Genomic DNA, 15,892 nt, shown 5'->3' on the forward strand with positions numbered 1-15,892 from the left:
CCGGCCCCCGTTTGACAGTCCGCGGCCCCATCCCGCACCCTTTCACTAGTCAAGTAGTGAAAGGGGCCCGCGTGGTCGAGTTCCGCATCGACCGGCGCAGCGGGGTCGCCACGTACCTGCAGATCGTCCAGCAGGTCAAACAGGCCCTCCGCCTGGGCCTGCTCGCGCCCGGCGACAAGCTGCCCACGGCCAGGGAGGTCGTCGCGGCCACGGCCATCAACCCCAACACCGTCCTCAAGGCCTACCGCGAGCTCGACCGCGAGGGCCTGGTCGAGGCGCGCCCCGGGCTCGGGACGTTCGTACGGCGCTCGCTGGCCCGCCCGCAGGCCGCCGCCGACTCGCCCCTGCGCGCCGAACTGACCGGCTGGATGCACCGCGCCCGCGAGGCCGGCCTGGACCGGGAGGACGTGGCGGCGCTGCTCGCCTCCGTCCTCGAGGAGGGGTACGACGGGCCCGAGACGAACAGGGGGAGTGGATGACCGGCACGACCGACACCATCACCGGGATGACGTTCCAGCCCGGGCGGACCGCCCTGGAGGCGGTGGGCCTCGGGGTGAAGTACCGGCGCCGCCGTGCGCTGGAGGACTGTTCCTTCCGCATCCCCGCGGGCCGGGTCTGCGCGCTCGTGGGGCCCAACGGCGCGGGCAAGTCCACGCTGCTGGCGCTCGCCGCCGGGCTGCGCCGCCCCACCGCGGGCTCCCTCACCGTCTTCGGCGGCCGCCCGGGCGCCGCGGACGTCCGCCCCCGCATCGCCTACCTCTCCCAGGACAAGCCGCTCTACCCGCAGTTCACGATCGCCGACACCCTCCGCATGGGGCGCGAGCTCAACCCCGGCCGCTGGGACCGGGCCGCGGCCGAGCGGATGGTCGCCGAGGGCGGGCTGTCGTCCACGGCCCGCGTCGGCGACCTCTCGGGCGGCCAGCGCACCCGCGTGGCCCTCGCCCTGGCCTTCGGCAAGCGGCCCGAACTCCTGCTGCTCGACGAGCCGATGGCCGACCTCGACCCGCTCGCGCGGCACGAGCTGACGGCCGCCCTCATGGGCCAGGCCGCCGAGCACGCCACCACCGTCGTGATCGCCTCCCACGTCCTCGCCGAGCTCGACGGGATCTGCGACTACCTGCTGCTGGTGGCCGACGGCCGCGTCCGGCTCGCGGGCGAGGTCGAGGACCTGCTCGCCGCGCACGCCCTCCTCGTCGGCCGGCACGAAGGCCCCGGCCTGCCACGGGAGTTCGCCACCCACACCGTCGTGGAGGCCCGCGCCACGGGGCGGCAGCTGACCGCCCTGATCCGGCCCGACGGCCCCGTCCCCGAGCGGTGGCGGGTCGCCGAACCGTCCCTGGAGGAGCTCCTCCTGGCCCACCTGCGGGCTCCCGGCGCCCCCGCGCTCCTCGCCCCCAGCGCGGAGCCGCGCACGCCCCACCGGCCGCGCGCGCAGGGCCCGTCACAGGAGCCGCGGGCGGTCGCGTAGGCCCGGCGGACGGCACCCGCGGCGGCGCCCTCCCGCTCCGCCGCGGCACGGCGGAGTGGGGCGCCGCTTTCCTGCGCGCCATGTGGGCGTTACCCGTGATTCAACAGCGGTTGCGAGCCTTGCGGAATGCAGCCCGCTGTGCCCCCCGTACCCGCTCGAAGGCTCCGCGCCGCCCCCGCCGCGCCCTCCTTCGGCGCGCCCGGCCCGCCCCCGGCGCGGCACCATGGGAACATGACCCAGTCGTCCCGCGCACAGGCCCACGACCAGCCGCACGGCGACCGCAGCGACCGCTACGGCGAGGGGTACGGCAACCCGCAGCCCTCCGTCGGGTCCATCGCCGCGCACCGGCCCTTCGCGGTGGCCTCCCCCGCCGCCTCGCCCGGCCTGGAGCCCGACCTGGACGCCGACCTCGGCCCGTACGCGCACGGCTACGACCACGACGCGTACGGTCACGGCCCGGCCTACGCCCCCGGCCGCGACGGCGAGGACGACGACCCCTACGGCGACGGGCCGCTCCCGCAGGGCCGCTTCCTGGACCGCGAGCGCAGCTGGCTGGCCTTCAACGAACGCGTCCTGGAGCTGGCCGAGGACCCGGCGACGCCCCTGCTGGAGCGGGCCAACTTCCTCGCGATCTTCGCGAGCAACCTGGACGAGTTCTTCATGGTCCGCGTGGCCGGCCTCAAGCGCCGCATCGCCACCGGCGTCGCCACCCGCTCCGCCTCCGGCCTGCAGCCCCGCGAGGTGCTGGAGCTGATCTGGACCCGCTCCCGCGAGCTCATGGCCCGGCACGCCGCCTGCTACCAGCAGGACGTCGCCCCCGAGCTGGCCGAGGAGGGCATCCACCTCATCCGCTGGCACGAGCTGACCGACAAGGAGCAGGGCCGGCTCTTCACCCTCTTCCGGCAGCAGATCTTCCCCGTGCTGACCCCGCTGGCGGTCGACCCCGCGCACCCGTTCCCGTACATCTCGGGGCTCTCCCTCAACCTCGCCGTCGTCGTCCGCAACCCCGTCAGCGGGCACGACCACTTCGCCCGGGTCAAGGTCCCGCCGATCCTCTCCCGCTTCCTGGAGTCCTCCCCGCAGCGCTACGTCCCCCTGGAGGACGTCATCGCCGCGCACCTCGAAGAGCTCTTCCCCGGCATGGAGGTGCTCGCGCACCACATGTTCCGCGTGACGCGCAACGAGGACCTGGAGGTCGAGGAGGACGACGCGGAGAACCTGCTGCAGGCGCTGGAGAAGGAGCTCATGCGCCGCCGCTTCGGCCCGCCCGTGCGGCTGGAGGTCGAGGAGTCCATCGACCCGTACGTCCTCGACCTGCTGGTCCGCGAGCTGAAGATCTCCGACGCCGAGGTCTACCCGCTGCCCGGCCCGCTCGACCTCACCGCGCTCTTCCGCATCGCCTCCCTCGACCGGCCCGAGCTCAAGTACCCCAAGTTCGTGGCCGGCACGCACCGTGACCTCGCCGAGGTCGAGTCGGCCTCCGCGCCAGACATCTTCGCCGCCCTGCGCGAGCGCGACGTCCTGCTGCACCACCCGTACGACTCGTTCTCCACCTCCGTGCAGGCGTTCCTGGAGCAGGCGGCGACCGACCCCGACGTCCTCGCCATCAAGCAGACCCTCTACCGGACCTCCGGCGACTCGCCCATCGTCGACGCCCTGATAGACGCGGCCGAGTCGGGCAAGCAGGTGCTCGTCCTCGTCGAGATCAAGGCCCGCTTCGACGAGCAGGCCAACATCAAATGGGCGCGCAAGCTGGAGGAGGCGGGCTGCCACGTCGTCTACGGGCTGGTGGGCCTCAAGACGCACTGCAAGCTCTCCCTGGTGGTCCGGCAGGAGGGCGACACCCTGCGCCGCTACTCGCACGTGGGCACCGGCAACTACCACCCCAAGACCGCCCGGCTGTACGAGGACCTCGGGCTGCTCACCGCCGACCCGCAGGTCGGCGCCGACCTCTCCGACCTCTTCAACCGGCTCTCCGGCTACTCGCGCCGCGAGACCTACCGGCGCCTGCTCGTCGCCCCCAGATCCCTGCGGGACGGGCTCGTCGCCCGGATCGCCAAGGAGGTCGCGCACCACCGCTCCGGGCGGCCCGCCTCCATCCGCATCAAGGTCAACTCGATGGTCGACGAGACGGTCATCGACGCCCTCTACCACGCCGCCCGCGCCGGCGTCCCGGTCGACGTGTGGGTGCGCGGCATCTGCGCGCTGCGGCCCGGCGTCCCCGGCCTCTCCGAGAACATCCGCGTCCGCAGCGTCCTCGGCCGCTTCCTGGAGCACTCGCGGGTCTTCGCGTTCGGCAACGGCGGCGAGCCCGAGGTGTGGCTCGGCAGCGCCGACATGATGCACCGCAACCTCGACCGCCGCATCGAGACCCTCGTGCGCGTCACCGACCCCGCGCACCGGGCCTCCCTCAGCAGGCTGCTCGAAACCGGCATGTCCGACTCCACCGCCTCCTGGCACCTCGGCCCGGACGGCGGCTGGACGCGGCACGCGACCGACGCCGACGGACAGCCGCTGCGGAACGTCCAGGAGATGCTCATCGACGCCCGGAGGCGCCGGCGTGGCTCAGCGACCCCATGACCCGGCAGGTACGGACACCGCCGCGCTTACAGGCGCGCCCGAGGACGCACGCACGGACGCACGCACGGATGCACGCACGGATGCACGCAGCGACGCACGCAGGGACCAGCCCACAGACCAGCTCACAGACCCGCTCACAGACGTGCTTACGGACGTGCTCATGGACACTGCCGGGGGGCAGGACACGATGACGACGAAGTACCCGGCCGTGCGCACCGCCGCCGGCCCGGCCGGCCTCGCGGGCGCGGCCACCGCCGGCGACGTCCTGGCCGGATACCTGCAGACCCAGGCCGTGGAGTTCCTGCGCAGCCTGCGGCTGCACGGCGAGAGCGGCGCCGACGCCGACGAGGCGGGGGAGGCGGCCCGCCTGCTGCGCCGGTCCGCCCGGCGCATCGCCGGGGCCCTGTACGTCTACCGCCCGCTGACGGACACCGACTGGACCGACCAGCTGCGCACCGAGCTCGTGTGGCTGTCGGACGTGCTGGGCCGCGAGCACGCCTACGCGGCGCGGCTCGCCCGGCTGCGGGGCGCGCTGCACCGGCTCTCCGGCGCGGAGGGCGGCGGGGGCGGCGGTCTGACCGTCGGGGCGGCCCGGGCGGGGGCCCTGCTGGAGCGCCAGCTGACGCTCGCGCGGACGCGCGCCCACTCCGCGGCGCTCCAGGCGCTCGGCACCTCCCGCTTCCACGCCGTCGCCGACGCCGCCGCCCTGCTCGCCTCCGAGGTGCCCCTCGACCCCGGCGCGCGCGGCCTCCCGGCCCGTGAGGCCCTGCCCCACCTCGCCGAGCAGGCGCAGCAGCGGCTGGCCGAGGCGGCGGAGGCGCTGCCGCTGGCCGTCGCCGGGCACCCGTACAACGCCGAGGCGCTCGCCCACGGCCTCGCCGCCGCCCCCGCCCCCGACGGCCCGCCCGCCGAAGGGCGCCAGGACGCGCCCTGGCACCAGGTGCGGCGGCTCGTACGCCTGCGGCGGTACGCGCAGGAGGTGCTCGACGAGCACGAGCAGGGCGAGGTCGAGCCGTCCCTGTCCGTCCGCCTCCTCGGTGCCGGCCAGGCCCTCGACCGCCACCGCGACGCCGCGGAGGCCGCGGCGGCCGCCGCCGCGGCCGCCCGCACCCCCCGCATCGCCCCGGCCACGGCCTACGCCCTCGGCATCCTCCACGCCGACCAGCGCCACGAGGTCGAGGCGGCGCGGTTCGCGTTCGGCCGGATCTGGCAGCGGGCGACGGCGGGGGCGGCGGGGGCGGGGGCGTCGTGACGGCGGAGGCACCGCTGCGCGCGGCGGGCTGCGTGCTGTGGCGGCGGGGGCGGGACGGGGCCCTGGAGATCGCCCTCGTTCACAGGCCTAAATATGACGATTGGTCCCATCCGAAGGGCAAGCTCAAGCGGGGCGAGGACGCCCTGTGGGGCGCGCTGCGCGAGGTCCGCGAGGAGACGGGCATGGAGTGCGAGCCAGGCGGGGTGCTGCCCACCGCCCGGTACGCCGTCGCCGGCCGCCCCAAGGAGGTCCGCTACTGGGCCGCCCGCGCCACGGAGGGCACCTTCGTGCCGAACAACGAGGTGGACCGGCTGCTGTGGCTGCCGCCGCGCGAGGCGAGGGAACGCCTGACGGAGGACAGGGACAGGGAGCTGGTGGACGCGCTGCTGGCGATGATCAGCCGGGCGGAGCCAGGGCCTCCCAGCGCAGGGTGACCTCGCCCTGGCGCCACCTGCGCGGGCCGTCCGTCACGGGCCAGTCCGCCCGCAGCGAGGTCACCGTACGGATCCACCGCTGGCGCGCGCTAAGCGACGCGTACGGCGCCGCCGCGGCCCACGCCCGGTCGAAGTCGCGCAGGAACGCGTGCACCGGCTCGCCCGGCACATTGCGGTGGATGAGCGCCTTGGGCAGGCGTTCGGCCAGGTCGGAGGGGGTGTCCAGGGAGCCGAGGCGGGTGGCGAAGGTGACCGTGCGGGGCCCTTCGGGGCCGAGCGCCACCCAGACGTGCCGCCGCCCGATCTCGTCGCACGTGCCCTCCACGAGCAGCCCGTCCGGCGCGAGCCGCGCGCACAGCCGGGCCCAGACCGCGGCGACCTCGGCCTCGTCGTACTGGCGCAGCACGTTCGCCGCGCGGATGAGCGCCGGCCGCCGCCCGCCGTCCAGCGGCACTTCGAAGCCGCCGTGCCGGAAGGACAGCCCGTCGCGCGCGTACGGCTGGGCGCCCGCGACGCGCGCGGGCTCGATCTCGACCCCCACGACCTCGGCGTCCGCCCTCACCGTGCGCAGCCGCGCGAGCAGCTCGACCGCCGTCCAGGGGGCCGCGCCGTAGCCGAGGTCGACGGCGACGGGGTCGGCGCTGCGGCGCAGCGCGGGCCCGTGGGCGTCGGCGATCCAGCGGTCCATGCGGCGCAGCCGGTTCGGATTGGTCGTACCCCGGGTCACCGCACCGACGGGACGGCTGGGCGGAGGAGGGGTGCGAGCGGCCATGCCTTCGAGCGTAAGCGCTGCTCAGGGCCGTCCGTGCCGTGCCGGGGAAGGACGGGAAGAGGGCTGGGTCACTCTTTGGCAAAGAGGAAATGCGGCTCCGTGCCCGCGGCGTTGCACCGTTGACAAGGTGACGCACGCCCCCACCCACCCTCACGCTGACGGAGGACACGCACGGTGAGCCAGTACGCATCCAGGCTCGGCGCCCGCCGCGGCCGCGCGCTCGGCACCCTCGCGGGCACCCCCCTCCGGCGCCTCGGCGCCCCCCGCAGGCCCCGCCGCATCGCGATGCTCAGCGTTCACACCTCGCCGCTCCACCAGCCCGGGACCGGTGACGCGGGCGGCATGAACGTCTACATCGTGGAGCTGGCCAAGCGGCTCGCCGCGATCAACATCGAGGTCGAGATCTTCACCCGCGCCACCACCGGCGCCCTGCCGCCCGCCGTCGAGCTGGCCCCCGGCGTGCTGGTCCGCCACATCGACGCGGGCCCGTACGAGGGCCTGGCCAAGGAGGAGCTGCCCGCACAGCTGTGCGCCTTCACGCACGGCGTGATGCAGGCCTGGGCCGGCCACCGGCCCGGCCACTACGACCTGGTCCACTCCCACTACTGGCTCTCCGGCCACGTCGGCTGGCTCGCCGCCGAGCGCTGGGGCGTCCCCCTCGTCCACGCCATGCACACCATGGCCAAGGTCAAGAACGCGGCGCTGGCCGCCGGCGACACCCCCGAGCCGGAGACGCGCGTCATCGGCGAGACCCAGATCGTGCGCGCCGCCGACCGCCTGATCGCCAACACCGACGGCGAGGCCCGGGAGCTCGTCCACCACTACGACGCCGACCCCGGCAAGGTCGCCGTCGTCCACCCCGGCGTCAACCTCGACCGCTTCACCCCCGGCGACTCCCGCGCCGCGGCCCGGGAGCGGCTCGGCCTGCCCGCCGACGCCCTCGTGCCCCTCTTCGCGGGCCGCATCCAGCCGCTGAAGGCCCCCGACATCCTGCTGCGCGCGGTCGCGGTGCTCCTCGACGAGCGGCCCGAACTGCGCACGCGCATCGTGGTGCCGGTCGTGGGCGGGCCCAGCGGCAGCGGCCTGGCCAAGCCCGAGGGGCTGCAGAAGCTCGCCGCGCGGCTCGGCATCGCCGACGTCGTCCGCTTCCGCCCGCCGGTCGGCCAGGAGCAGCTCGCCGACTGGTACCGGGCCGCGTCCGTGCTGGTCATGCCGTCGTACAGCGAGTCCTTCGGCCTGGTCGCCGCGGAGGCCCAGGCCTGCGCCACGCCCGTGGTCGCGGCGGCCGTCGGCGGCCTGCCGGTGGCCGTGCGGGACGGCGAGAGCGGCTTCCTCGTCGAGGGGCACGACCCGGCCGACTACGCCGCCGCGCTGGGCCGCTTCGCCGACGACCCCTCCCTCGCGGGCCGGATGGGTGACGCGGCGGCCCGCCACGCGCGCCACTTCGGCTGGGGCACGGCCGCGGCCGCCACCGCCGAGGTGTACTCCGAGGCGATCACCGAGCGGCGGCGTCGCCTACGCTCGTCGCATGGCTGACGCGAAAACCGTTCTCGAACAGACGTTCAGTGAGGCCGGGCTCGAGTGGGAGAGCCCGGCCGACGGCACCTACGTCGTGAAGCTGCCGGGCACCCGCAAGCTGTCCACGACCGTGTCCCTGGTCGTCGGCAAGCACTCGCTGTCCGTCAACGCCTTCGTCGTGCGCCGGCCCGACGAGAACCACGAGGCGGTGCACCGCTGGCTGCTGGAGCGCAACACCCGGCTGTACGGACTGGGTTACGCCCTCGACCGGCTGGGCGACGTCTACCTCGTCGGCCGGCTGCCGCTGGCCGCCGTGACCCCGGACGAGGTCGACCGGCTCCTCGGCACGGTCCTGGAGAACGCCGACGGCAGCTTCAACACCCTGCTGGAGATGGGCTTCGCGACCGCCATCCGCAAGGAGTACGCGTGGCGCACCGCGCGCGGGGAGTCCACGCGCAACCTGGAGGCGTTCGCGAGGCTGACGTCGGCTCAGGAGCCCGGCGGGGCCGGGGAGCCGGCCGGCGGGCCGACGGGGGGTCAGGCCGGATCCGCCACCGACGCGCGGGACGCGGGCCGCGGCGCGGACCCGTCCTGAGCCGCCTGCTCCGCCGGGGCCGTCTCCTGCTCGCCCCGGGGCTCACCCTCACCGGCCGGCAGGCGCCGCATCAGCAGCCAGTAGCCGACGGCCGTCACCGTGCCCACCACGGCGCAGCCCGCCCACAGCGCGTCCGCGCCGAACCGGTCGATGACCGTACCGCCCGCCACGGGCGCGACCAGTGACGCCGCCGCCCACGACAGGGTGTACATGCCCTGGTAGCGGCCGCGGCCGTGGGTGGGGGAGAGCCGGGCGACCAGACCCATCTGGATGGGTGAGTTGATGATCTCCGCCAGCGTCCACACGCACACGGTCAGCATGTAGACCGCGAGCGAGCCGGCGAAGGCGGTCAGCCCGAAGCCGTAGCCGCCGAGGAGCGCCGCGAGGACCAGCAGCAGCCGCGGGTCCCGGTGCTCCAGGAAGCGGGTGACGGGGATCTGCACGGCGACGATCAGGACGCCGTTGACCGCGATGGCCATGCCGTAGTCCTTGGTGGAGAACCCGCCGTCCGCCATCGCCACCGGCAGGGCCACCTGCGACTGCAGGAAGACCACGGCGAGGAGGAAGGACAGGCCGACCACGGCCATGTAGCGGCCGTCGCGCAGCACGGTGCCCATGCTGACCGTCGGCTCGTCGCCCTTGCCCGCGGCCGCGTCCGCGTCCGGCCGCGACTCGGGCAGCTTCACGAAGACCAGGATCGCGCACGCCAGCGTCATGACCGCTTCGCCCAGGAAGCCGATCAGATAGCTGTACTCGGCGACGAAGCCCGCTGCGACGGACGAGATCGCGAAGCCCAGGTTGATCGCCCAGTAGTTCAGGGCGAAGGCCCGCACCCGGTCCTCGGGCGCCACGATGTCCGCCATCATCGCCTGCACCGCCGGCCGCGAGGCGTTGCTCGCCATGCCGACGACGAACGCGACGACCGAGATCGCCACGGGATCGGTCATGAAGCCCAGCACGGCCACGGACACCGCGGTCGAGGCCTGCGCGATCAGCAGCGTGGGCCTGCGCCCCAGCCGGTCGGTCATCACCCCGGCGCCGATCGACGAGATGACGCTGCCCAGCCCGAGCAGCGCGCCGACGAGCCCCGCGAACGAGGCCGAGTGCCCCTGGTCGGCCGTGAGGAACATGGCCAGGAAGATGGAGACGAAGGCCCCCAGGCGGTTGACGAGAGTGGAGGCCCACAGCCACCAGAACGCCCGGGGCAGGCCCGAGACACTCTCCTTCGCGGCTCGTCTGACGCTCGCGACGGACATTCCGGATCCCCCCGATGTGTAAGTGCCGAACTCGGTAGGCGCAACTTACACACAGCGGCGGTCCACAGGCCATCGGATTGCCGCCCGCCGTCAATCGACGCCCTCCCGGGCAGCGCGCACGGGCGGGCCCGCGCCGTCGATTACGCTCATGGGCATGGCCGACGCACCGTACAAGCTGATCCTCCTCCGCCACGGCGAGAGCGAGTGGAATGCGAAGAACCTGTTCACCGGCTGGGTGGACGTCAACCTGAACGAGAAGGGCGAGAAGGAGGCGGTCCGGGGCGGCGAGCTGCTCAAGGACGCCGGTCTGCTCCCCGATGTGGTCCACACCTCCCTGCAGAAGCGCGCGATCCGCACCGCGCAGCTCGCCCTGGAGTCCGCCGACCGCCACTGGATTCCGGTTCACCGCTCCTGGCGGCTGAACGAGCGCCACTACGGCGCTCTCCAGGGCAAGGACAAGGCCCAGACCCTGGCCGAGTTCGGCGAGGAGCAGTTCATGCTCTGGCGCCGCTCCTACGACACCCCGCCGCCCGCCCTCGAGGACGGCACCGAGTTCTCCCAGAGCGAGGACCCGCGCTACGCCTCCATCCCGCCGGAGCTGCGCCCGCGCACCGAGTGCCTCAAGGACGTCGTCGTCCGCATGCTGCCGTACTGGTACGACGGCATCGTCCCCGACCTGCTGGCCGGCCGCACGGTCCTGGTCGCCGCGCACGGCAACTCCCTCCGCGCGCTGGTCAAGCACCTGGACGGGATCTCCGACGCGGACATCGCGGGCCTGAACATCCCGACCGGCATCCCGCTCGCCTACGAGCTCGACGCCGACTTCCGCCCGGTCACCCCCGGCGGCACCTACCTCGACCCGGAGGCCGCCAAGGCCGCCATCGAGGCCGTGAAGAACCAGGGCAAGAAGAAGTAAGCAGCAAGCAGCAGTAAGCAGCAGCGAGCAGCACGGCTGCGGGCCCCCTGCCGGCGCGAAAGCGCTGGTGGGGGGCTTCTTGTTGTGGCGAACGGGTCATGCGGTCACCGAATGGAGCAAGTTGACCACGGTGCGGATGCGGCCGATGGGTCTTCAGGTGAGCCTCGAAAGCAAGGAGGTAACACCATGCATTCAATCCGCTCCGCCATATGCGGTGCAGCCACCGTCGTCGCCGTCGTCGCGGCCCCCGTCGCCCCCGCCTACGCCTTCGGGGGCAGCATCGCCCCGACCATCGGCGAGGCCGTCCCCAACACGGACGGCCCCGGCCACGGCCGTCACGACAGCCACGAGGACTGCGACGACGACCACGGCCACGGCCACGGTCGCCACGACCATGACGGTCACCACGACCACGACGGCTGGGGCCACCACGACGGCCGTCACGACCACGATGGCTGGGGCGACCACGATGGCCGTCACGACCACGACGGTCGTCACGACCACGATGGCCGGCACGACCACGACGGTCGTCACGACCACGACCACGGTCGCGGTGACCACGGGCGTCACGACCACGACGACCACGGGCGTCACGACGACCACGGTCGTCACGACCACGACCACGGTCGCGGTGACCACGGGCGCCACGACCACGACGACCACGGGCGTCACGACGACCACGGTCGTCACGACCACGACCACGGTCGCGGTGACCACGGTCGCCACGACGACCACGGCCGCGGTGACCACGGTCGCCACGACGACCACGGCCGCGGCGACCACGACCACGGTCGCCCGCACCACTCCTCGCACGCGGGTGGCGGCGCCACGGCGCTCGCCTCGTCCGCGGAGACGACGGGTGCCGACGCCCCGGTCCTCATCCTGGCCGGTACCGCGACCGCAGGTCTCATCGGCGGCATGATCTGGTACCGCCGCCGGGCCGCCGGCGCCGTCAAGCAGTGACGGGGAGCGAACGGGCGTCATGTCAGAAGCGCGCGCAGGTGGCCGGAAACGCAACCGCCTGCTGACGAGGGTGGCCTGGGCAGCCTTGCTGCTCGCCCTGTGCCTGGCCGGTGGCGGCGGTGCCGCCGAGGAGCCGGAAACCCAGGCGACGGGCCGCGGCGGCGTCGCCGCCAAGAGCCACCCCCGCGCGCACGGTCTGCCCCCGGCACACGAACCGTTGCCGGGGGCGGGCCCCCAGAGCCTGGAGATCAAGATCCTGGGGCTCAAGGCCCCCGTCGAGAGCCACGGCCTCGACAAGCTGGGGGGCGTCGAACTGCCCCCGTACGAGCGGGCCAACGCCGTCGCCTGGTACAAGGACGGCCCCACGCCCGGCAGCCTCGGCCCCTCCGTCATCGTCGGCCACGTCGACACCGAGAAGGCCCCGGCCGTCTTCGCCGGCCTCAGCGTCCTCAAACGCGGCGCGAAGATCCACGTCACCCGTGCGGACGGCATCGTCGCCGAGTTCACCGTCGAGGACATCACCGTCGTCCCCAACGAGCCCTTCGACGCCGACAAGGTCTACGGGCCGCTCGACACCGACCGCGCCGAACTCCGCCTGATCACCTGCGGCGGCGAGTACGACCGCAAGAAGCACCTCTACAGCGCCAACATCGTCGTCACCTCGTACCTGACCGGCGCGGCACCGGCGAAGCGGCCGCCGCAGAAGCCGCAGCCCCAGCAGCCGCAGGAGCCGGCCCAGCAGCCGGGCACGGGAGCGCCGGCCACACCGGCCGCACCGGTGACCCCCACTCCCGCGGGCCCCGGCGGCGACGAGGCGGACGAGAACGACGCCGACGTCGAAGAAGAGTGACCCGAAGAGTCGCGCAGAGTCACGCAGACCCGCACAGCGAGAAGACCCCCGGCCGCAGCATCGACCGGGGGTCCGTCCCGTGGGTGACGTAGGTGGAGCGGGGCTAACCGCAGCCGCCGCCGCACTGGCACGATCCGCCGCTCTGGCATCCGCAGGAGCAGCCGGGGCCGCACGTGCAGCCTGCCTGAGTGCGTGCGGGAGGGGTCTGGGTCATGTGCGGGTACCTCCTCGAAGGGTGGTTGCCTGCCCCCAGTCAAGGACCGCCCGATGCGTCCGTCAATGCCCCTCGCGTACGCATGTACGGGCGCATCGAGGGCGCGTAGAAGCACACGGACCGGGCCGCGCGCCCTCTTGCACGCGCCCTCGTCCGGTGTCCTCCGCCCCGTGACCCGGGCCCGGCTCAGGCGTTCGCGTCCCCGCCCGTACGGCCCTCGGAGTGCGTCAGCTCGTCCGCGTGCTCGCCCGTGACCAGGTAGACCACCCGCTTCGCGACCGAGACCGCGTGGTCCGCGAACCGCTCGTAGTAGCGGCCCAGCAGCGTCACGTCGACGGCCGTCTCGATGCCGTGCTTCCAGCGGTCGTCCATCAGGTGCTGGAAGAGCGTCCGGTGCAGCAGGTCCATCGCGTCGTCGTCCTGCTCCAGCTGGAGCGCCAGGTCGACGTCCTTGGTGATGATCACCTCGCCGGCCTTGGCCATCAGCCGCTGCGCCAGCTGCCCCATCTCCAGGATCGTGGCGTGCAGGTCGCGCGGCACCGCCGTGTCCGGGAAGCGCAGCCGCGCCAGCTTGGCCACATGCTGGGCGAGGTCGCCGGAGCGCTCCAGATCGGCGCTCATGCGCAGCGAGGTGACCACGATCCGCAGATCGGTGGCGACCGGCTGCTGGCGCGCGAGCAGGGCGACGGCCCGCTCCTCCAGGTCCCGCTGGAGGTCGTCCACCTTGGCGTCCGCCGCGATCACGGACTCCGCGAGCTTGAGGTCCGCGTCGAGGATCGCCGTGGTGGCGCGCCCGATCGCGGACCCGACGAGCCGGGCCATCTCCACCAGGCCCTCGCCGATCGAATCCAGCTCCTCGTGGTACGCGTCCCGCATTGCCTGACCTTCTCTCTGCCGAGTGAAACAGTGGGCCGGAGCCGTATGGCCGCCCACACTCCCACGTTCTGGCCGGAACGCGACGGCTGCGGCGCCCTGGAGTGAACCGGTACCGACGCCGAGGTGAACTCTCGGCAACGTGTGTTCGAGGCGGCACCCATTTGGCTGTGGATGGGCCGCGGCAGCCGCATAACCTGGACTCATGAACGTGGACGCGGCCCTCGCCGCAGCGGCAGCGCTCGCCGGACTGTGCACCGGCGTGATCGCCATGCTCGCGTTCCGCTGGAGCGAGCGCGACCAGGCCCGCCCCACCCGCAGCTCCCTGCACACCGACGCCGTGCTCCCGCCCGGCGTCGACACCGTCCTGTCGGTCCTGCGCTCCTCGGCCGTCGTCCTGGACGAGGCCGACGCCGTGGTCAAGGCCAGCTCCGCCGCCTACGCCCTCGGGCTCGTGCGCGGCGGGAAGCTCTCCGTCGAGCCCATGCTGCAGATGGCCCGCGACACCCGCCGCGACGGCGAGATACGCCAGGTCGAGCTCGACCTCCCGCGGCGCGGCACCGGCCGCGGCGAGGCCCTCGCGGTCTCCGCGCGCGTCGCCCCGCTCGGCTCCCGGCTGGTCCTGCTGCTGGTGGAGGACCTCACCGAGGCCCGCCGCATCGAGGCCGTCCGCCGCGACTTCGTCGCCAACGTCAGCCACGAGCTCAAGACGCCGGTCGGCGCCCTGTCCCTGCTCTCCGAGGCCGTCATGGACGCCGCGGAGGACCCCGAGGCCGTCAACCGCTTCGCCGGCCGCATGCAGATCGAGGCCACCCGGCTCACCAACCTCGTCCAGGAGCTCATCGACCTCTCCCGGGTGCAGAACGACGACCCGCTGGAGGACTCCGAGCCCGTGCGCGTCGACGAGCTCGTCGCCGAGGCCATCGACCGCTGCCGCCACCAGGCCGGCACCAAGCAGATCACCATGGCCTCCGGAGGCACCGCCGACCTGCACGTCTGGGGCAACCGCGGCCAGCTCGCCGCCGCCCTCGGCAACCTCGTCGAGAACGCCGTCAACTACAGCCCCGCCCGCACCCGCGTCGGCATCGCCGCCCGGCACATCACGGCGCCCGGCGGCGACCTGATCGAGATCGCCGTCACCGACCAGGGCATCGGCATCTCCGAGAAGGACCGCGAGCGGATCTTCGAGCGCTTCTACCGCGTGGACCCGGCGCGCTCGCGCGCCACCGGCGGGACCGGCCTCGGCCTCGCCATCGTCAAACACGTGGCCGCCTCGCACGGCGGGGAGGTCACGGTCTGGAGCGCCGAGGGCCAGGGCTCCACCTTCACCCTGCGACTTCCCGAGGCGGGCGCGGTCCGTGACCGCGACCGCAACCCTCACCATCCCGTTGTCGAACACCTTCCCGCCCCGGAGGTCCTTCCGTGACCCGAGTGCTCGTGATTGGCTCTGAGACCCGACCGGAGGTCAACCCGTGACTCGAGTGCTCGTCGTAGAGGACGAGGAGTCCTTCAGCGACGCGTTGTCCTACATGCTGCGCAAGGAGGGGTTCGAGGTCGCGGTCGCGGCCACCGGGCCCGATGGGCTGGACGAATTCGAGCGCAACGGCGCCGACCTCGTCCTGCTCGACCTGATGCTGCCCGGCCTGCCCGGCACCGAGGTCTGCCGGCAGCTGCGCGGCCGCTCCAACGTGCCGGTCATCATGGTGACCGCCAAGGACAGTGAGATCGACAAGGTCGTCGGCCTGGAAATAGGAGCGGACGACTACGTCACCAAGCCCTTCTCCTCCCGCGAGCTCGTGGCCCGCATCAGAGCGGTCCTGCGCCGCCGCGGCGAGCCGGAGGAGGTGGCGCCGGCCGCCCTGGAGGCCGGCCCGGTCCGCATGGACGTCGACCGGCACGTCGTCACGGTCTCCGGCGCCAAGGTCGACCTGCCGCTGAAGGAGTTCGACCTCCTGGAGATGCTGCTGCGCAACGCGGGCCGGGTGCTCACCCGCATGCAGCTGATCGACCGGGTCTGGGGCGCGGACTACGTCGGCGACACCAAGACCCTCGACGTCCACGTCAAGCGCCTGCGCGCCAAGATCGAGCCGGACCCGGGCGCACCGCGCTACCTGGTGACGGTGCGGGGCCTGGGCTACAAGTTCGAGCCGTAGACCCCTTCCGGCGGACGGGGACGGCGCCCCGGCGCCGCCCCGGGCGTC

Annotated in this window: 13 protein-coding genes and 2 pseudogenes; 11 read left to right on the forward strand and 4 right to left on the reverse strand. The window is 73.5% G+C overall.

Annotated elements, in window-relative coordinates; translation table 11 throughout:
- The first annotated feature begins 71 nt into the window (after positions 1–71).
- From NQU55_RS04610 to NQU55_RS04630, 5 genes are all read left to right on the forward strand, one after another.
- Positions 72–479 carry a GntR family transcriptional regulator gene (locus NQU55_RS04610; RefSeq protein WP_256789801.1) on the forward strand — a complete coding sequence of 136 codons (408 nt, stop codon included), beginning with the start codon at positions 72–74 and terminating at the stop codon, positions 477–479.
- Entirely contained in the window at positions 476–1,468 is a 993-nt protein-coding gene (locus tag NQU55_RS04615; RefSeq protein WP_240976743.1) for an ABC transporter ATP-binding protein, read from the forward strand. Before NQU55_RS04610 ends, NQU55_RS04615 begins: the two co-directional genes overlap by 4 nt.
- Before the next feature lie 231 nt (positions 1,469–1,699).
- On the forward strand, positions 1,700–4,048 hold the full coding sequence (locus tag NQU55_RS04620; protein WP_240976742.1) for an RNA degradosome polyphosphate kinase: 2,349 nt from the start codon (positions 1,700–1,702) through the stop codon (positions 4,046–4,048).
- A 160-nt stretch (positions 4,049–4,208) separates the two neighbouring features.
- The gene (locus NQU55_RS04625) at positions 4,209–5,300 is read left to right on the forward strand and encodes a CHAD domain-containing protein (protein WP_256789804.1); all 1,092 of its coding nucleotides are present in this window, start codon (positions 4,209–4,211) and stop codon (positions 5,298–5,300) included.
- Positions 5,297–5,734: an NUDIX hydrolase gene (locus tag NQU55_RS04630; RefSeq protein WP_168096807.1), complete on the forward strand. Its 438-nt coding sequence runs from the start codon at positions 5,297–5,299 to the stop codon at positions 5,732–5,734. The genes NQU55_RS04625 and NQU55_RS04630 overlap by 4 nt, the downstream gene beginning before the upstream one ends.
- Here NQU55_RS04630 and NQU55_RS04635 read toward each other — a convergent pair.
- Positions 5,697–6,506 carry a class I SAM-dependent methyltransferase gene (locus NQU55_RS04635; RefSeq protein WP_168096806.1) on the reverse strand — a complete coding sequence of 270 codons (810 nt, stop codon included), beginning with the start codon at positions 6,504–6,506 and terminating at the stop codon, positions 5,697–5,699. The two genes, NQU55_RS04630 and NQU55_RS04635, sit on opposite strands and share 38 nt — an antisense overlap.
- Positions 6,507–6,680: 174 nt before the next feature.
- Between NQU55_RS04635 and mshA the strand changes: the two genes are divergently transcribed.
- Both mshA and NQU55_RS04645 read left to right on the forward strand, forming a co-directional pair.
- On the forward strand, positions 6,681–8,042 hold the full coding sequence (gene mshA / locus NQU55_RS04640; RefSeq protein ID WP_256789807.1) for a D-inositol-3-phosphate glycosyltransferase: 1,362 nt from the start codon (positions 6,681–6,683) through the stop codon (positions 8,040–8,042).
- Positions 8,035–8,508 (forward strand): annotated as a pseudogene (locus NQU55_RS04645) (type III secretion system chaperone family protein); the annotation flags it as partial. The gene mshA and the pseudogene NQU55_RS04645, both read left to right, overlap by 8 nt.
- Positions 8,509–8,561: 53 nt before the next feature.
- Here NQU55_RS04645 and NQU55_RS04650 read toward each other — a convergent pair.
- A complete protein-coding gene (locus NQU55_RS04650) occupies positions 8,562–9,875 on the reverse strand; it encodes an MDR family MFS transporter (RefSeq protein WP_168096171.1) in 1,314 nt (437 codons plus the stop codon).
- Positions 9,876–10,029: 154 nt separating this feature from the next.
- Between NQU55_RS04650 and NQU55_RS04655 the strand changes: the two genes are divergently transcribed.
- Entirely contained in the window at positions 10,030–10,791 is a 762-nt protein-coding gene (locus NQU55_RS04655) for a phosphoglyceromutase (protein WP_058047075.1), read from the forward strand.
- Positions 10,792–10,983: 192 nt separating this feature from the next.
- On the opposite strand, the gene NQU55_RS04660 is transcribed toward NQU55_RS04655, so the two are convergent.
- Entirely contained in the window at positions 10,984–11,592 is a 609-nt protein-coding gene (locus NQU55_RS04660) for a hypothetical protein (protein WP_256789813.1), read from the reverse strand.
- Positions 11,593–11,773: 181 nt separating this feature from the next.
- On the opposite strand from NQU55_RS04660, the pseudogene NQU55_RS04665 reads away from it, so the two are divergent.
- A pseudogene (locus NQU55_RS04665) lies at positions 11,774–12,442 on the forward strand (class F sortase); the annotation flags it as partial.
- Between the two features lie 562 nt (positions 12,443–13,004).
- Here NQU55_RS04665 and phoU read toward each other — a convergent pair.
- On the reverse strand, positions 13,005–13,694 hold the full coding sequence (gene phoU / locus NQU55_RS04670; RefSeq protein WP_168095295.1) for a phosphate signaling complex protein PhoU: 690 nt from the start codon (positions 13,692–13,694) through the stop codon (positions 13,005–13,007).
- A gap of 202 nt (positions 13,695–13,896) precedes the next feature.
- On the opposite strand from phoU, the gene phoR reads away from it, so the two are divergent.
- Positions 13,897–15,117 carry a two-component system sensor histidine kinase PhoR gene (gene phoR / locus NQU55_RS04675; protein WP_058045734.1) on the forward strand — a complete coding sequence of 407 codons (1,221 nt, stop codon included), beginning with the start codon at positions 13,897–13,899 and terminating at the stop codon, positions 15,115–15,117.
- Between the two features lie 55 nt (positions 15,118–15,172).
- Positions 15,173–15,844, forward strand: a complete 672-nt coding sequence (gene phoP, locus NQU55_RS04680) for a two-component system response regulator PhoP (RefSeq protein WP_465269372.1) — start codon at positions 15,173–15,175, stop codon at positions 15,842–15,844.
- The last annotated feature ends 48 nt before the right edge of the window (positions 15,845–15,892 follow it).

The organism is Streptomyces telluris (assembly GCF_024519335.1).
GTDB classification, from domain to species: domain Bacteria; phylum Actinomycetota; class Actinomycetes; order Streptomycetales; family Streptomycetaceae; genus Streptomyces; species Streptomyces telluris.